Annotated in this window: 12 protein-coding genes; 9 read left to right on the forward strand and 3 right to left on the reverse strand. The window is 71.1% G+C overall.

The features are described 5' to 3' along the window. Positions 1 to 25: 25 nt before the first annotated feature. From EOE48_RS12715 to lpdA, 8 genes are all read left to right on the forward strand, one after another. The gene (locus tag EOE48_RS12715) at positions 26 to 889 is read left to right on the forward strand and encodes an AraC family transcriptional regulator (protein ID WP_127729529.1); all 864 of its coding nucleotides are present in this window, start codon (positions 26 to 28) and stop codon (positions 887 to 889) included. Positions 890 to 936: 47 nt separating this feature from the next. Continuing rightward, complete coding sequence (locus EOE48_RS12720; RefSeq protein ID WP_127729531.1) at positions 937 to 1,248, forward strand: FtsB family cell division protein; 312 nt, start codon at positions 937 to 939, stop codon at positions 1,246 to 1,248. A 134-nt stretch (positions 1,249 to 1,382) separates the two neighbouring features. Next, positions 1,383 to 2,420 (forward strand): pyruvate dehydrogenase (acetyl-transferring) E1 component subunit alpha, encoded by a 1,038-nt coding sequence (gene pdhA, locus EOE48_RS12725; protein WP_127729533.1) that lies wholly within the window; start codon positions 1,383 to 1,385, stop codon positions 2,418 to 2,420. A gap of 41 nt (positions 2,421 to 2,461) precedes the next feature. Next, positions 2,462 to 3,943 carry a pyruvate dehydrogenase complex E1 component subunit beta gene (locus EOE48_RS12730; RefSeq protein ID WP_127729535.1) on the forward strand — a complete coding sequence of 494 codons (1,482 nt, stop codon included), beginning with the start codon at positions 2,462 to 2,464 and terminating at the stop codon, positions 3,941 to 3,943. A gap of 4 nt (positions 3,944 to 3,947) precedes the next feature. Continuing rightward, on the forward strand, positions 3,948 to 4,229 hold the full coding sequence (locus EOE48_RS12735; RefSeq protein ID WP_127729537.1) for a DUF5076 domain-containing protein: 282 nt from the start codon (positions 3,948 to 3,950) through the stop codon (positions 4,227 to 4,229). Positions 4,230 to 4,240: 11 nt separating this feature from the next. After that, positions 4,241 to 4,831: a Uma2 family endonuclease gene (locus EOE48_RS12740; RefSeq protein WP_127729539.1), complete on the forward strand. Its 591-nt coding sequence runs from the start codon at positions 4,241 to 4,243 to the stop codon at positions 4,829 to 4,831. A 3-nt stretch (positions 4,832 to 4,834) separates the two neighbouring features. Beyond that, positions 4,835 to 6,316, forward strand: a complete 1,482-nt coding sequence (locus EOE48_RS12745; protein ID WP_127729541.1) for a pyruvate dehydrogenase complex dihydrolipoamide acetyltransferase — start codon at positions 4,835 to 4,837, stop codon at positions 6,314 to 6,316. A 109-nt stretch (positions 6,317 to 6,425) separates the two neighbouring features. Continuing rightward, positions 6,426 to 7,865 (forward strand): dihydrolipoyl dehydrogenase, encoded by a 1,440-nt coding sequence (gene lpdA, locus EOE48_RS12750; protein ID WP_127729543.1) that lies wholly within the window; start codon positions 6,426 to 6,428, stop codon positions 7,863 to 7,865. Positions 7,866 to 8,044: 179 nt separating this feature from the next. Here lpdA and EOE48_RS12755 read toward each other — a convergent pair whose 3' ends face one another. Continuing rightward, positions 8,045 to 8,308: a hypothetical protein gene (locus EOE48_RS12755; RefSeq protein WP_127729545.1), complete on the reverse strand. Its 264-nt coding sequence runs from the start codon at positions 8,306 to 8,308 to the stop codon at positions 8,045 to 8,047. 282 nt (positions 8,309 to 8,590) lie between these two features. Between EOE48_RS12755 and EOE48_RS12760 the strand changes: the two genes are divergently transcribed. Next, positions 8,591 to 9,067, forward strand: a complete 477-nt coding sequence (locus tag EOE48_RS12760) for a nuclear transport factor 2 family protein (RefSeq protein ID WP_187371404.1) — start codon at positions 8,591 to 8,593, stop codon at positions 9,065 to 9,067. A gap of 18 nt (positions 9,068 to 9,085) precedes the next feature. Here the strand turns inward: EOE48_RS12760 and EOE48_RS12765 are convergent, their stop codons facing one another. After that, positions 9,086 to 11,812: an MGH1-like glycoside hydrolase domain-containing protein gene (locus EOE48_RS12765; RefSeq protein ID WP_127729549.1), complete on the reverse strand. Its 2,727-nt coding sequence runs from the start codon at positions 11,810 to 11,812 to the stop codon at positions 9,086 to 9,088. Between the two features lie 150 nt (positions 11,813 to 11,962). Continuing rightward, positions 11,963 to 12,823 (reverse strand): phosphoribulokinase, encoded by an 861-nt coding sequence (locus EOE48_RS12770; RefSeq protein ID WP_127729551.1) that lies wholly within the window; start codon positions 12,821 to 12,823, stop codon positions 11,963 to 11,965. Between the last annotated feature and the right edge of the window lie 45 nt (positions 12,824 to 12,868).

The following is a 12,868-nucleotide window of genomic DNA, read 5'->3' on the forward strand; positions in this document are numbered from 1 at the left end:
CGGCCAGGTTCACCACCGGCGGCGCATGGCAGAGACGGGTCCCGAGGTTCGCGAGGTGCTGGCGCGCAGCGGCGCCGCGCTGCTGCGCGCCGGCTGCGCCGGCCGCGGGCTGGCGCTCGCCGAGTGGAGCAACCGCGAGACCTCGACCCGCTACGAGCGGCCCGGCCACCACACCCTGAGCCTCTACCTCGACGGCGGCGAGGGCGTGGTGCGCGAGGATGGCGGCGTGTCGGGCGGCGGGCCGGACAAGCTCTGCCTGCTGCCGGCCGGGCACGAGAGCCGCTGGCGGATCGGCGGCCGGCTGCGGCTGTTCCACCTCTACGTCGCGCCCGAGACCCTCGCCTATCAGGCGCTCACCGCCTTCGACCGCGACCCGCGCCACCTCGACCTCGCCGAGCGGACGTTCTCGGACGATCCGGCGACCGCGATGGTGGTGCGCGGCGCGGTGCTGCCGCTCGACTGGAGCGCCGGCGCCGACCGCATGGCGCTGAACGCCGCCTGCCACCTCCTGCTCCACGCCCTGCTGCGGCGCCACGCCGGCGGGGAGGCCGGGCCGGTGCGGGGCGGCCTGTCGCCCGCCCTGCGGCGGCGCATCGCCGAGCGGATCGAGGCGCGGCTCGGCGAGGCGCTGACCCTGGACGACCTCGCCGGGGAGGCCGGGCTCAGCACCTTCCACTTCGCCAAGATGTTCAAGGCCAGCTTCGGGATCGCGCCGCACCGCTACGTCGTCGAGCGCCGGATCGCCCGGGCGAAGCACCGGCTCGCCGAAGGCCGCGACGGGCTCGCCGACATCGCGCTCGCCTGCGGCTTCGTCTCGCAGAGACACTTCACCCGCAGCTTCCGGCAGGCGACCGGCACCACTCCGGCCGCGTGGCGGCGGGGGCGGTGACGCGTCTCCTTGAGGCATTCTTAACCCTGCCGCGCGATGCTCGAGCCATGGTTGTCCGCAAGCGCGCCCGCGCCATCCTGCTGCCCCTCGGCCTCTACGCCGTCTCGGCCCTGGCCGCCGTCTACTTCGTCCGCGAGGCCCAGACCGGCAGCCGCGGGCTCGAGGCCAAGCGCGCGCTGAAGATCCAGGCCTACGGCCTGCAGCAGGACCTCAACGCCGCCCGGGAGGACCGGACCGAGTGGGAGCGGCGGGTGGCGCTGCTGCGCAGCGACCAGATCGACCGCGACCTGCTGGAGGAGCGCGCCCGCCTCGTTCTCGGCCGCGTCCACCCCAACGACGTCGTGATCTTCACGCCCTGATCCCGGCCCGATCGGCCGGAAAGCCGCTCGCGGCGGCCCGAAAGTCGGCCGCGGCGCCCGGCCGGACCTCGATTTCCGCAGACGCCTGCCCTAGAACCCTTGCGACCAAGGTCGCAAGAACCGGGAGGGCGCTGATGGATGCCGCGAACGAGCCCCGTCGCTCGGACGGGGAACCCCGCGAAGGATCCGCGCCGCACTCGTCCAACGTCCCGCCGTTCAGCCGCGACGAGGACCTGCACGCCTATCGCGAGATGCTGCTGATCCGCCGCTTCGAGGAGAAGGCCGGACAGCTCTACGGCATGGGCCTGATCGGCGGCTTCTGCCACCTCTATATCGGCCAGGAGGCGGTGGTGATCGGGGCCCAGATGGCCTCGAAGGACGGCGATCAGGTCATCACCGGCTACCGCGACCACGGCCACATGCTGGCCTGCGGCATGGAGCCGAAGGGCGTGATGGCCGAGCTGACCGGCCGCAAGGGAGGCTATTCCCGCGGCAAGGGCGGCTCGATGCACATGTTCTCCCGCGAGAAGAACTTCTATGGCGGCCACGGCATCGTCGGGGCGCAGGTCTCCCTCGGCACCGGCATCGGCTTCGCCAACAAGTACCGCGGCGACGGTGCCGTGAGTCTCACCTACATGGGCGACGGCGCCGCCAACCAGGGCCAGGTCTACGAGAGCTTCAACATGGCGCAGCTGTGGAAGCTGCCCGTGGTCTACATGATCGAGAACAACCGCTACGCGATGGGCACCTCGGTGTCGCGCGCCTCGGCCCAGACCGACTTCTCGAAGCGCGGCATCTCGTTCGGCATCCCGGGCGAGCAGGTCGACGGCATGGACGTGCGCGCGGTGCGCGAGGCCGCCGGCCGGGCGATCGAGCACGCCCGCACGGGGGAGGGGCCCTACATCCTCGAGATGCAGACCTACCGCTACCGCGGCCACTCGATGTCCGACCCGGCCAAGTACCGGACCAAGGACGAGGTCGCCCGGATGCGCGAGGAATCCGACCCGATCGAGCAGGTCCGCAAGCGCCTGCTCGGCGCCCACGGCCTGCCCGAGGACGAGATCAAGGCGATCGACGCCAAGGTGCGCGGCATCGTCAACGAGGCGTCGGACTTCGCCACCAGCGACCCCGAGCCGGATCCGGCCGAACTCTGGACCGACATCCTGCTCTAACGCCCAGCCCGCGGCCCTCATCCGGATCGACAGACGAACCCATGGCGACCGATATCCTGATGCCCGCCCTCTCCCCGACGATGGAGCAGGGCAAGCTGGCGAAGTGGCTCAAGAAGGAGGGCGACGCGGTCAAGTCCGGCGACGTGCTCGCTGAGATCGAGACCGACAAGGCGACGATGGAGGTCGAGGCGGTCGACGAGGGCGTGCTGGCGAAGATCCTCGTCGCCGACGGCACCGAGGACGTGGCGGTCAACACCCCGATCGCGATCCTGGCCGACGAGGGCGAGGACGTGGCGCAGGCCGCCGCCGGCGGAGGTGGCAAGTCCGGCGGCAGTCAGTCCGGGGGCAAGCCGAACGGCGCCGCCAAGGAGGGCGGCCAGCCGGCGCCGACCCCCGACATGCAGGCCGAGGGCAGGGCCGCAAAACCCGCGCCGGCGGCCAAGACCGGCGACGACGCGCCGGTCGAGACGCCGGCCGCGCCCGCGGTCATCTCCAACCGCAGCGCCGACCGGGCGATGGCCGAGATCCCGGAAGGGACCGAGATGGTGTCGCAGACCGTCCGCGAGGCCCTGCGCGACGCGATGGCCGAGGAGATGCGCCGGGACGGCGACGTGTTCGTGATGGGCGAGGAGGTCGCCGAGTACCAGGGCGCCTACAAGATCACGCAAGGGCTGTTGCAGGAATTCGGCGCGAAGCGCGTCGTCGACACTCCGATCACCGAGCACGGCTTCGCCGGCGTCGGCGTCGGCGCGGCCTTCACCGGCCTGCGGCCGATCGTCGAGTTCATGACCTTCAACTTCGCCATGCAGGCGATCGACCAGATCATCAACTCGGCGGCCAAGACCCTCTACATGTCCGGCGGCCAGCTCGGCTGCCCGATCGTGTTCCGCGGCCCCAACGGCGCGGCGGCCCGCGTGGCGGCCCAGCACAGCCACGATTACGCGGCGTGGTACTCCAACGTGCCGGGCCTGAAGGTGGTGATGCCCTATACCGCGTCCGACGCGAAGGGGCTCCTCAAGAGCGCGATCCGCGACCCGAATCCGGTGGTCTTCCTCGAGAACGAGATCCTGTACGGGCAGTCGTTCCCGGTGCCGAAGCTCGACGACTTCACGGTGCCGATCGGCAAGGCGAAGGTGCATCGCGAGGGCAAGGACGTGACGATCGTCTCGTTCGGCATCGGCATGACCTACGCGCTCAAGGCGGCGCACGAGCTCGCCGAGGCCGGGATCGAGGCCGAGGTCGTGGACCTGCGCACGATCCGGCCGATGGACAGCGAGACCGTGGTCGAATCGGTGAAGAAGACCGGGCGCTGCGTCACCGTGGAAGAAGGCTTTCCGCAATCGGGCGTGGGCGCCGAGATCGCCGCCCGGCTGATGGTCGACGCCTTCGACTACCTCGACGCCCCGGTCCTGCGCATCACCGGCAAGGACGTGCCGATGCCCTACGCCGCCAACCTGGAAAAACTCGCCCTGCCGAACGTCGCCGAGGTGATCGAGGCGGCCAAGGCGGTGTGCTACCGGTAGCCCGATGAGCGACGAGCCCCACTTCGAGGCCCTCGCGATCCCGCCCGACGCCATGGAGCAGGGCGGGATCGAGGTGCTGCGCGCCGCGGTGGTGGACGGCGCGGTGAGCGTCGCCCTGCGCCGCTCCTTCGACGATCCCGCCACCTGGGGCCGGCTGCTGATCGACCTCGCCCGGCAGGCGGCGCGGGTCTATGCCCGCGAGACCGACCTGTCGGAGGACGAGGCGTTCGAGCGCATCCGCGCCGGGATGGAGGCCGAGAGCCTCGACCCCGACAGCCTCAACTGACGGGGCGCGCGATGGCCGAGGCTGCCCTGCGGCGCGCGACCTACGCCGACCTCGAAGCGGTGCCCGAGCCTCTGGTCGCCGAGATCATCGACGGGGTGCTGGAGGCCCATCCGCGGCCGCGACCGCGGCACGCCATGGCGGCGCACGAGTTGTCGTCGGAGCTGGGCCCTCCCTTCGGCCGCGGGCGCGGCGGTCCCGGCGGCTGGATCTTCATGACCGAGCCGGAACTCCATCTCGGTCCGCACGTCGTCGTTCCCGATCTCGCCGGGTGGCGCCGCGAACGCCTCGCGGTCGAGCCCGAGACCGCCTTCATCGAGACCTCACCCGACTGGGTCTGCGAGATCCTGTCCCCCTCCACCGCCCGGCTCGACCGCGGGCCGAAGCGGCGGATCTACGCCGAGGCCGGGATCGGCCATCTGTGGCTGCTCGATCCCACGGACGGCGTGCTCGAAGGCTTCGCGCTGACCGGCGGCCGCTGGCTGCTGCTCGGCACCGTCCAGCGCGGGGAGGTGGTCGCCCTGCCGCCCTTCGACGCGATCTCGTTCCCGCTCGACGACCTGTTTCCCTTCGACGATCCGGCCGCCCCTCCGACCGAGACCTGACCCATGCCGATCAACGTGCTGATGCCCGCCCTCTCCCCGACGATGGAGAAGGGCAACCTCGCCAAGTGGCTCAAGAAGGAGGGCGACGCGATCAAGTCCGGCGACGTGCTCGCCGAGATCGAGACCGACAAGGCGACGATGGAGGTCGAGGCGGTCGACGAGGGCGTGCTGGCGAAGATCGTCGTGCCGGAGGGCACCGCCGACGTGCCGGTCAACGACCTGATCGCGCTGATCGCCGCGGAGGGCGAGGATCCGTCGAGCATCGAGGCGGGGGGCGGAAAGGCGGAGGCGAAGCCGGCCGGCAACGGCGAGGCCAAGGGCGACGAGACGAAGGGCAACGAGACGAAGGGCGACGCCAAGCCGCGCGGCGAGGGCGGCTCCGGCGGCGAGGACCGCACGCCCGGCGGCGGCACGATGTCCTACGCCCGGGTCGATGCGGCACCGGACGGGCCGGCGAAGCCGGCCGGCGCGGCGCCGGAGGGCGGGCGGATCTTCGCCTCGCCGCTCGCCCGGCGCGTCGCCAAGCAGGAGGGCATCGACCTGTCGGCGGTGAAGGGCTCGGGCCCGCACGGTCGGGTGATCGAGCGCGACGTGCGCGCCGCCGCCAAGGACGGCGGCGCCAGGGTGGCGGATGGCAAGGCGGCGGAGGCCAAACCCTCCGCCGAACCGAAGGCGCCCACGACCCGGCCCGACGCCGCGCCGGACAAGGCCCCGCCGAAGGCCGCTCCCGCGCCGGCGGCCGGCCTCACCGCCAGGCAGGTGATGGGAATGTTCGAGCCGGGCTCCTACGACGAGGTGCCCCTCGACGGCATGCGCAAGACCATCGCCAAGCGGCTGGTCGAGTCGAAGCAGACGGTGCCGCACTTCTATCTCGGGCTCGACGTCGAGCTCGACGCGCTGCTGGCCCTGCGCGAGCAGGTCAATGCCGGCGCACCGAAGGACAAGGACGGCAAGCCGGCGTTCAAGCTCTCGGTCAACGACTTCGTCATCAAGGCGCTGGCGCTGGCCTTGCAGCGGGTGCCGGCGGCGAACGCGGTCTGGGCCGAGGACCGCATCCTGCGCTTCCGGCACTCCGACGTCGGGGTCGCGGTGGCGATCGAGGGCGGGCTGTTCACGCCGGTGATCCGCAGGGCCGAGCAGAAGACCCTCTCGACCATCTCGGCCGAGATGAAGGATCTCGCCGGCCGCGCCCGCACCAAGAAGCTGAAGCCCGAGGAGTACCAGGGCGGCACCACCGCGGTCTCGAACCTCGGCATGTTCGGCATCAAGAGCTTTTCCGCCGTCATCAACCCACCGCACGGCACGATCCTGGCGGTCGGCGCCGGCGAGCAGCGGGTGGTGGCGAAGAACGGCGCTCCGGCGGTGGTGCAGGCGATGACCGTGACCTTGTCCTGCGATCACCGGGTGGTGGACGGGGCGCTCGGCGCCGAGCTGCTGGCGGCGTTCAAGGGGCTGATCGAGAGCCCGATGGCGATGCTGGTGTGAGGGTTCGAGTGCGCCGCGTCCGTCGCCGGGGCGACAAGCCATCGGCGAACAGGGCGTTGCGAGACCGGAAGTCCAGGCAGGGCTGCGCGAGGCCGCCGCGGAGACGTGAATGTCCGACACCTACGACGTCCTCATCATCGGCGCCGGTCCCGGCGGCTACGTCACGGCGATCCGCGCGGCGCAGCTCGGGTTCAGGACCGCGGTGGTCGACCGCGAGCATCTCGGCGGCATCTGCCTCAACTGGGGCTGCATCCCGACCAAGGCGCTGCTGCGCTCGGCGGAGATCTTCCACTACATGGAGCACGCCAAGGATTACGGCCTGTCGGCGGAGAAAATCGGGTTCGACGTCGGCGCCATCGTCAAGCGCTCGCGGGCGGTGTCGGGCCGGCTCAACGGCGGCGTCGGGATGCTGCTGAAGAAGAACAAGGTCGACGTGATCTGGGGCGAGGCCGCGATCGAGGCGGCGCCGAAGGGCGACACACCCGGCGCCGTCGCGGTGAGGGAAACCACGCGCGCCGAGGCCCCCAAGGGCGCCAAGGGCGCCGGGACCTACCGGGCGAAGCACGTCATCGTGGCGACCGGCGCCCGGCCGCGGGTGATTCCCGGCATCGAGCCGGACAGGGAGCGGATCTGGACCTACTACGAGGCGATGGTGCCGAAGACGATGCCCAGGAGCCTGCTGGTGATGGGCTCGGGCGCGATCGGCATCGAGTTCGCGTCGTTCTACCGGACGATGGGCGCCGAGGTGACGGTGGTCGAGCTGCTGCCGCAGATCCTCCCGGTCGAGGATGCCGAGATCGCCGGTCTCGCCCGCAAGCGGTTCGAGAAGCAGGGCATCCAGATCCTCACCGGCGCCAAGGTGGCGAAGGTCGAGAAGACCGGCCAGGGCGTCAGCGCCTGGGTCGAGACCGGCGACGGCAAGAGCCGGACGATCGAGGCCGAGGTGCTGATCTCGGCGGTCGGCGTCGTCGGCAACGTCGAGAACCTCGGCCTCGAGGGACTCGGGGTGACGATCGAGCGCGGCATCGTCGTCACCGACGGGCTCGGGCGCACCAGCGTGCCGGGGATCTACGCGATCGGCGACGTCGCCGGACCGCCGATGCTGGCCCACAAGGCCGAGCACGAGGGCGTGGCCTGCATCGAGACGATCAAGGGCCTGCACACCCACCCGATGGACAAGGGCAAGATTCCGGGTTGCACCTACTGCCAGCCGCAGATCGCCTCGGTCGGCCTGACCGAGGCCAAGGCGAAGGAGCAGGGCTACGACGTCCGCGTCGGCCGCTTCCCCTTCGCTGGCAACGGCAAGGCGATCGCGCTGGGCGAGCCCGACGGCCTCGTGAAGACGATCTTCGACCGCAAGACCGGCCAGTTGCTCGGCGCGCACCTGGTCGGCGCCGAGGTGACGGAGCTGATCCAGGGCTTCGTCGTGGCGATGCAACTGGAGACCACCGAGGAAGACCTGATGCACACGGTCTTCCCGCACCCGACCCTGTCCGAGATGATGCACGAATCCGTTCTGGATGCGTATGGGCGGGTGATCCACGCCTGAGCCGCGCCGCCCGGCCGGTTGGTCAGTGGAACACGCCGAGGAAGTACAGGACCAGGATGATCGGCAGCGGAATGCCGATCAGCCAGAGCAGGCCACCCTTGAGCATGGGACGTCTCCTTGGTTTTCAGGGCCATGGCGGGCGACCGGCGGGGCGCTCCCCACCGGCCGGGGGACGAGGATCAGCGGCTGCCGCCGCCGCTCCCCTGCGGCACCGCACGCTCGGGCTGCTGCGCGTTGCCGCCCGTGGCCGAGTTGGTCTGGACCGAGGAGGCGCCGGTGCCGCCCCGGGAGATGTTCACGTTGGGATCGTTGCCGGTGTTGCCCGGCGTGGGCGCCACCACGGCGCCGCCCGGCGCGGCCGTGCCCGGCGCGGTGGCGGGCTGGGCGAAGGCGGCTCCGCCGACGGCGAGGAGCAGGGTGGCAGTCGACACGAGCAGGCGCATTTTGGTCAATCCTCCCGAGACAAGCAAGGTAACGGAGCGTCAATCCGGGATCGATGCCCAGGCAGAAACCCGAAACCGTCAGTGTTGAGATGGCTTTCAGGGAGACAAGCCGTCGCGGTCGATCTTGTTCCGTCTGTCCGGGCCAAGCCCCGGACAGCGTGCTGTCGACGAGACCTGCGCCGAATGCGTCGAGCCCGGCTCGACGGTCGGCGGCCGATCATTCATACCGGAGCGCCGGCCGACGGGACGGCCACCAACGAACCGGATGCGGAGGAGACACCCATGACGCAGGCTTCGAACGACGCCGTGTCGCGCCGCTGGCTGCTCGCCGCCGCGGCGGCCGCACCGGCCGTGGCGGGAGCGACGGGCGGCGCGCGGGCCGCCGACGACAAGGCGGCGGTCACGGCGGCGCTGGAGGCCCTGCGCGCCGCCATCGTCGACGGCGACGCGAAGGCCCTGGACGGCCTGCTCCACGACGGCCTGACCTACGGCCATTCCAGCGGCCGCAACAACCAGACCAAGGCCCAGTTCGTCGCCAGCGTCGCCGGCAAGGTGAACTACAGGTCGCTGGTGTTCTCGGAGCAGTGGATCGAGATCGTCGGCGACAACGCCCTCGTGCGCCACGTCTGGGACGGCGCCGACATCCTGCCGAACGGCGAGACCGGCCGCTCGTACATCGCGGTGATGCAGGTCTGGCTCCGCGACGGCGGCCGGTGGCGGCTGCTGGCGCGCCAGAGCTGCCCGCTCAAGCCGGCCTGAGCGGCCGGAGGCGGGCGGCTACTCCGCCTCCCGTCGCGCCCGGTGGTGCAGCAGGTTGAGGATCAGGGCGGTCCAGCCGGTCTGGTGCGAGGCGCCGAGCCCGCGGCCGGTGTCGCCGTCGAAGAACTCGTGGAACAGCAGTTCCTCCTGCGCCGGGTCGGCCGGGCCGGGGCGCGGGCGGTCGCCGAAGATCGGGCGGCGCCCGGCGGCGTCGCGGGTGAACAGCGCGATCAGCCGGTCCTCGAGGGCGTCGGCGATCGCGCTGAGGTTGGTCTCGACGCCCGAGCCGGTCGGGTACTCCACCAGGAAGTCGTCGCCGTAATAGGTGTGGAACCGGCGCAGCGCCTCGATGATGAGGTAGTTCATCGGCATCCACACCGGCCCGCGCCAGTTGGAATTGCCGCCGAACATGTTCGAGGTCGAGTCGGCCGGGTCGTAGGCCACGCGGAACGAGGCGCCGAGCGCGTCGAGGGAGTAGGGCGCGTCGCGATGCGCCTTCGACAGCGAGCGGATGCCGTGCGGCGACAGGAACTCGGCCTCGTCGAGCATCCGGCGCAGCAGCGCCTTCACCCGGTGGCCGCGCAGCAGCGACAGCAGCTTGCGGTCGCCGATGCCGCCCTCGCTCCAGCGCGAGACGAGCTGGGCGAGGTGGGGCCGGTTCTGCAGCACCCAGTTCAGCCGGCGGGCGAAGTCCGGCAGCCGCTGCAGCATCTCGGGGTCGATCACCTCGACGGCGAAGAGCGGCACGAGGCCGACGATCGAGCGCACCCGCAGCGGCAGCATCCGGCCGTCCGGCATGTCGACCTCGTCGTAGTAGAACTGGTCCTCCTCGTCCCACAGCCCGAAGCCCTCGCCGCCCATGTCGGTCATCGCCTCGGCGATGAGCAGGAAGTGCTCGAAGAACTTCGACGCCGTGCTCTCGTAGACGTCGTTGTGCAGCGCCAGTTCGAGGGCGATGCGCATCATGTTGAGGGCGTACATCGCCATCCAGGCGGTGCCGTCGGCCTGGTGGACGACGCCGAACCCCTGCGGCGGGCGCGAGCGGTCGAACACCCCGACGTTGTCGAGGCCGAGGAAGCCGCCCTGGAACACGTTGCGGCCGGTGGCGTCCTTGCGGTTGACCCACCAGGTGAAGTTGATGAGCAGCTTGTGGAACACGCCTTCCAGGAAGGCGAGGTCGCCGCGCCCGCCGCGCCGCGCCCGGTCGATCTCGAACACCCGGAACGTCGCCCAGGCATGGACCGGCGGGTTGGTGTCGCCGAACTCCCACTCGTAGGCCGGGAGCTGGCCGTTGGGGTGCATGTACCATTCGCGGGTGAGCAGCAGGAGCTGGCTCTTGGCGAAGTCCGGGTCGAGCACCGCCAGCGGCAGGCAGTGGAAGGCGAGATCCCAGGCGGCGAACCAGGGATATTCCCACTTGTCGGGCATCGACAGCACGTCGGCGCTGGCGAAGTTGCGCCATGTCCGGTTGCGCCCGTCGAGGCGCTCACGCGGCGGGGCCGGCTGGAGCGGGTCGCCCTGGAGCCACGTCTGCACGTCGTAGCGGTAGAGCTGCTTCGACCAGATCAGCCCGGCCGCCGCCTGCCGGTAGATCGCCCGCGAGCCGGCGTCGTCGATGCCCTCGGTCAGGGCGTCGTAGAAGGCGTCGGCCTCGGCGATGCGCCGGCGCAGCAGGGCGCCATCGCGGTCGACCGGGCACGGCCGCGCCCCGGCGACGAGGCGCAGGCACAGGACGGCGCTCTCGCCGGGGCCGAGCCGCAGGCGGTAGTGCAGGCCGACCCGGGTGCCGGCATCGTCGCGCACCGCCGTCGCGTCGCCCGCCACGATCGCCGCGTGCAGCCCGTCCTTGAACGGGCCCGGGGCGTCCGGCGGCCCGCCGTAGCGGCGCCGGTTGGTCTCGTTCTCGCAGAACAGCACCGCCGGCGCGCCGTCGAAGCAGAGCTGGTAGCTGCCGAGCCGCGGATGCTCGCAGGCGATGCTGCCGTCCGGGCGCAGGGACAGGCGCGGCTTCCACGCCTCGCCGTCCGGGCGCCACGCCCAGGTGTTGCGGAACCAGAGCTGCGGCACGAGGTGGAGGTCGGCGGCCTCCGGCCCGCGGTTGAGCGCGGTCACCCGCATGTGGATGTCCTCGGCATCCTCCTTGGCGTACTCGACCGTGACGTCGAAGAAGCGCCCGTCGTCGAAGATCCCGGTCTCCTCGATCTCGTATTCGGGCTGGCTGCGGCCGCGGCGGCGGTTCTCCTCGATCAGCGCCTCGTAGGGGAAGGCGCCGTGCGGGTAGCGGTAGAGCTGCTTGAGGTAGGCGTGGCTCGGGACCGCGTCGAGGTAGTGGTAGACCTCCTTGACGTCCTCGCCGTGGTTGCCCTCGGCGTTGGTGAGGCCGAACAGCCGCTCCTTGAGGATATGGTCGCGGCCGTTCCACAGGGCGAGCGACAGGCACATCAGGCCGTGGTCGTCGCACAGGCCGGCGATGCCGTCCTCGCCCCAGCGATAGGCGCGCGAGCGGGCGTCGTCGTGGGTCACGAAAAGCCACGCCTCGCCGTCGCGGCTGTAATCCTCGCGCACGGTGCCCCATTGCCGCTCGCTGAGGTAGGGCCCCCACAGCGACCAGTGCCGCTCGCCACGGCTCTGCTCGGCGATGCGGCGGCGCTCGGCCCAGCGGTCGACCTCGCGTGCCTCCGCGCCGTCGCCCGCGACGGCGGGGTCCGTGGGGCCGGGCGAGGGCGGAAGATCGGAGGGCGTCATCGCGAGCGGGATCCGGCTGACGGGAGAGAGGGGCCGCGCGCCACTCTGCCCGGGTTCGCGTTTCCGCATCGTTGTCGTCGATCCGCGATCCCGCCGGCGCCGGCGCCCGGCCCCATGCAGCTTCGACGCCAGTCCCGGCGTCGGGGAGGATCACGGCAGGCGCCGGCGCCGCTCGACGAGCCGCATGATCATCGGGGTCAGGATGAGCTGCATCGCGAGGTCGAGCTTGCCGCCGGGGATTACCACGGAATTGGCCCGCGACATGACGCTGCCGGCGATCATCGAGATCAGGTACGGGAAGTCGATGCCGCGGGGGTCGCGGAAGCGGATCACCACCATCGACTCGTCGGCCGTCGGGATCCAGCGGGCGACGAACGGGTTCGAGGTGTCGACCGTCGGGATGCGCTGGAAGTTGATGTCGGTGTTGCTGAATTGCGGGCAGATCACGTTCACGTAGTCGGGCATCCGCCGCAGGATCACGTCGGCGACCGCCTCGGTGGAATAGCCCCGGGTCGCCCGGTCGCGGTGCAGCTTCTGGATCCATTCGAGGTTGATGACCGGCACGACGCCGATCTTCAGGTCGGCATGGCGGGCGATGTCGACGCGCTCGTTCGCCACCGCGCCGTGCAGCCCCTCGTAGAACAGCAGATCGGACTCTTCAGGAAACTCCTCCCAGGCCGAGAAGGTGCCGGGCGCGGCGCCCCACCGCTCGGCGTCGGCGCGGTCGTGGACGTAGTGCCGGGTCCGGCCGCGGCCGGATTCGGCGTAGGAGCGGAACACCGCCTCCAGTTCGGGCAGCAGGTTGGCGCGTTCGCCGAAATGGCTCAGCGTCGGCTCGGCCGCCATCGCCCGGCGCATGGCGGCACGGTCCATGGCGTGAAAGGCGTCGCCCTCGATCGTCACGGCGGTGACGTCCTCGCGCCGGAAGATCTGCTCGAAGGTGTTCTTGACCGACGTGGTCCCGGCCCCCGAGGAGCCGGTCACCGAGATGATCGGGTGGCGGGCAGACATCGGGGACACGACCTCGGGATCACCGCGGCGGGAGCTTGAGCGCAG

Origin of the sequence: Methylobacterium oryzihabitans, assembly GCF_004004555.2 — a bacterium.
Lineage (GTDB): Bacteria > Pseudomonadota > Alphaproteobacteria > Rhizobiales > Beijerinckiaceae > Methylobacterium > Methylobacterium oryzihabitans.

Bases quoted from the DNA above. Each gene is read 5' to 3' on its own strand.
- EOE48_RS12755 (WP_127729545.1), bottom strand. From the start codon at position 8,308: ATGCGCCTGCTCGTGTCGACTGCCACCCTGCTCCTCGCCGTCGGCGGA.
- EOE48_RS12740 (WP_127729539.1), top strand. From the start codon at position 4,241: ATGGCCGAGGCTGCCCTGCGGCGCGCGACCTACGCCGACCTCGAAGCG.
- EOE48_RS12715 (WP_127729529.1), top strand. From the start codon at position 26: ATGGCAGAGACGGGTCCCGAGGTTCGCGAGGTGCTGGCGCGCAGCGGC.
- EOE48_RS12760 (WP_187371404.1), top strand. From the start codon at position 8,591: ATGACGCAGGCTTCGAACGACGCCGTGTCGCGCCGCTGGCTGCTCGCC.
- EOE48_RS12730 (WP_127729535.1), top strand. From the start codon at position 2,462: ATGGCGACCGATATCCTGATGCCCGCCCTCTCCCCGACGATGGAGCAG.
- pdhA (WP_127729533.1), top strand. From the start codon at position 1,383: ATGGATGCCGCGAACGAGCCCCGTCGCTCGGACGGGGAACCCCGCGAA.
- EOE48_RS12745 (WP_127729541.1), top strand. From the start codon at position 4,835: ATGCCGATCAACGTGCTGATGCCCGCCCTCTCCCCGACGATGGAGAAG.
- EOE48_RS12735 (WP_127729537.1), top strand. From the start codon at position 3,948: ATGAGCGACGAGCCCCACTTCGAGGCCCTCGCGATCCCGCCCGACGCC.
- EOE48_RS12765 (WP_127729549.1), bottom strand. From the start codon at position 11,812: ATGACGCCCTCCGATCTTCCGCCCTCGCCCGGCCCCACGGACCCCGCC.
- EOE48_RS12770 (WP_127729551.1), bottom strand. From the start codon at position 12,823: ATGTCTGCCCGCCACCCGATCATCTCGGTGACCGGCTCCTCGGGGGCC.
- lpdA (WP_127729543.1), top strand. From the start codon at position 6,426: ATGTCCGACACCTACGACGTCCTCATCATCGGCGCCGGTCCCGGCGGC.
- EOE48_RS12720 (WP_127729531.1), top strand. From the start codon at position 937: ATGGTTGTCCGCAAGCGCGCCCGCGCCATCCTGCTGCCCCTCGGCCTC.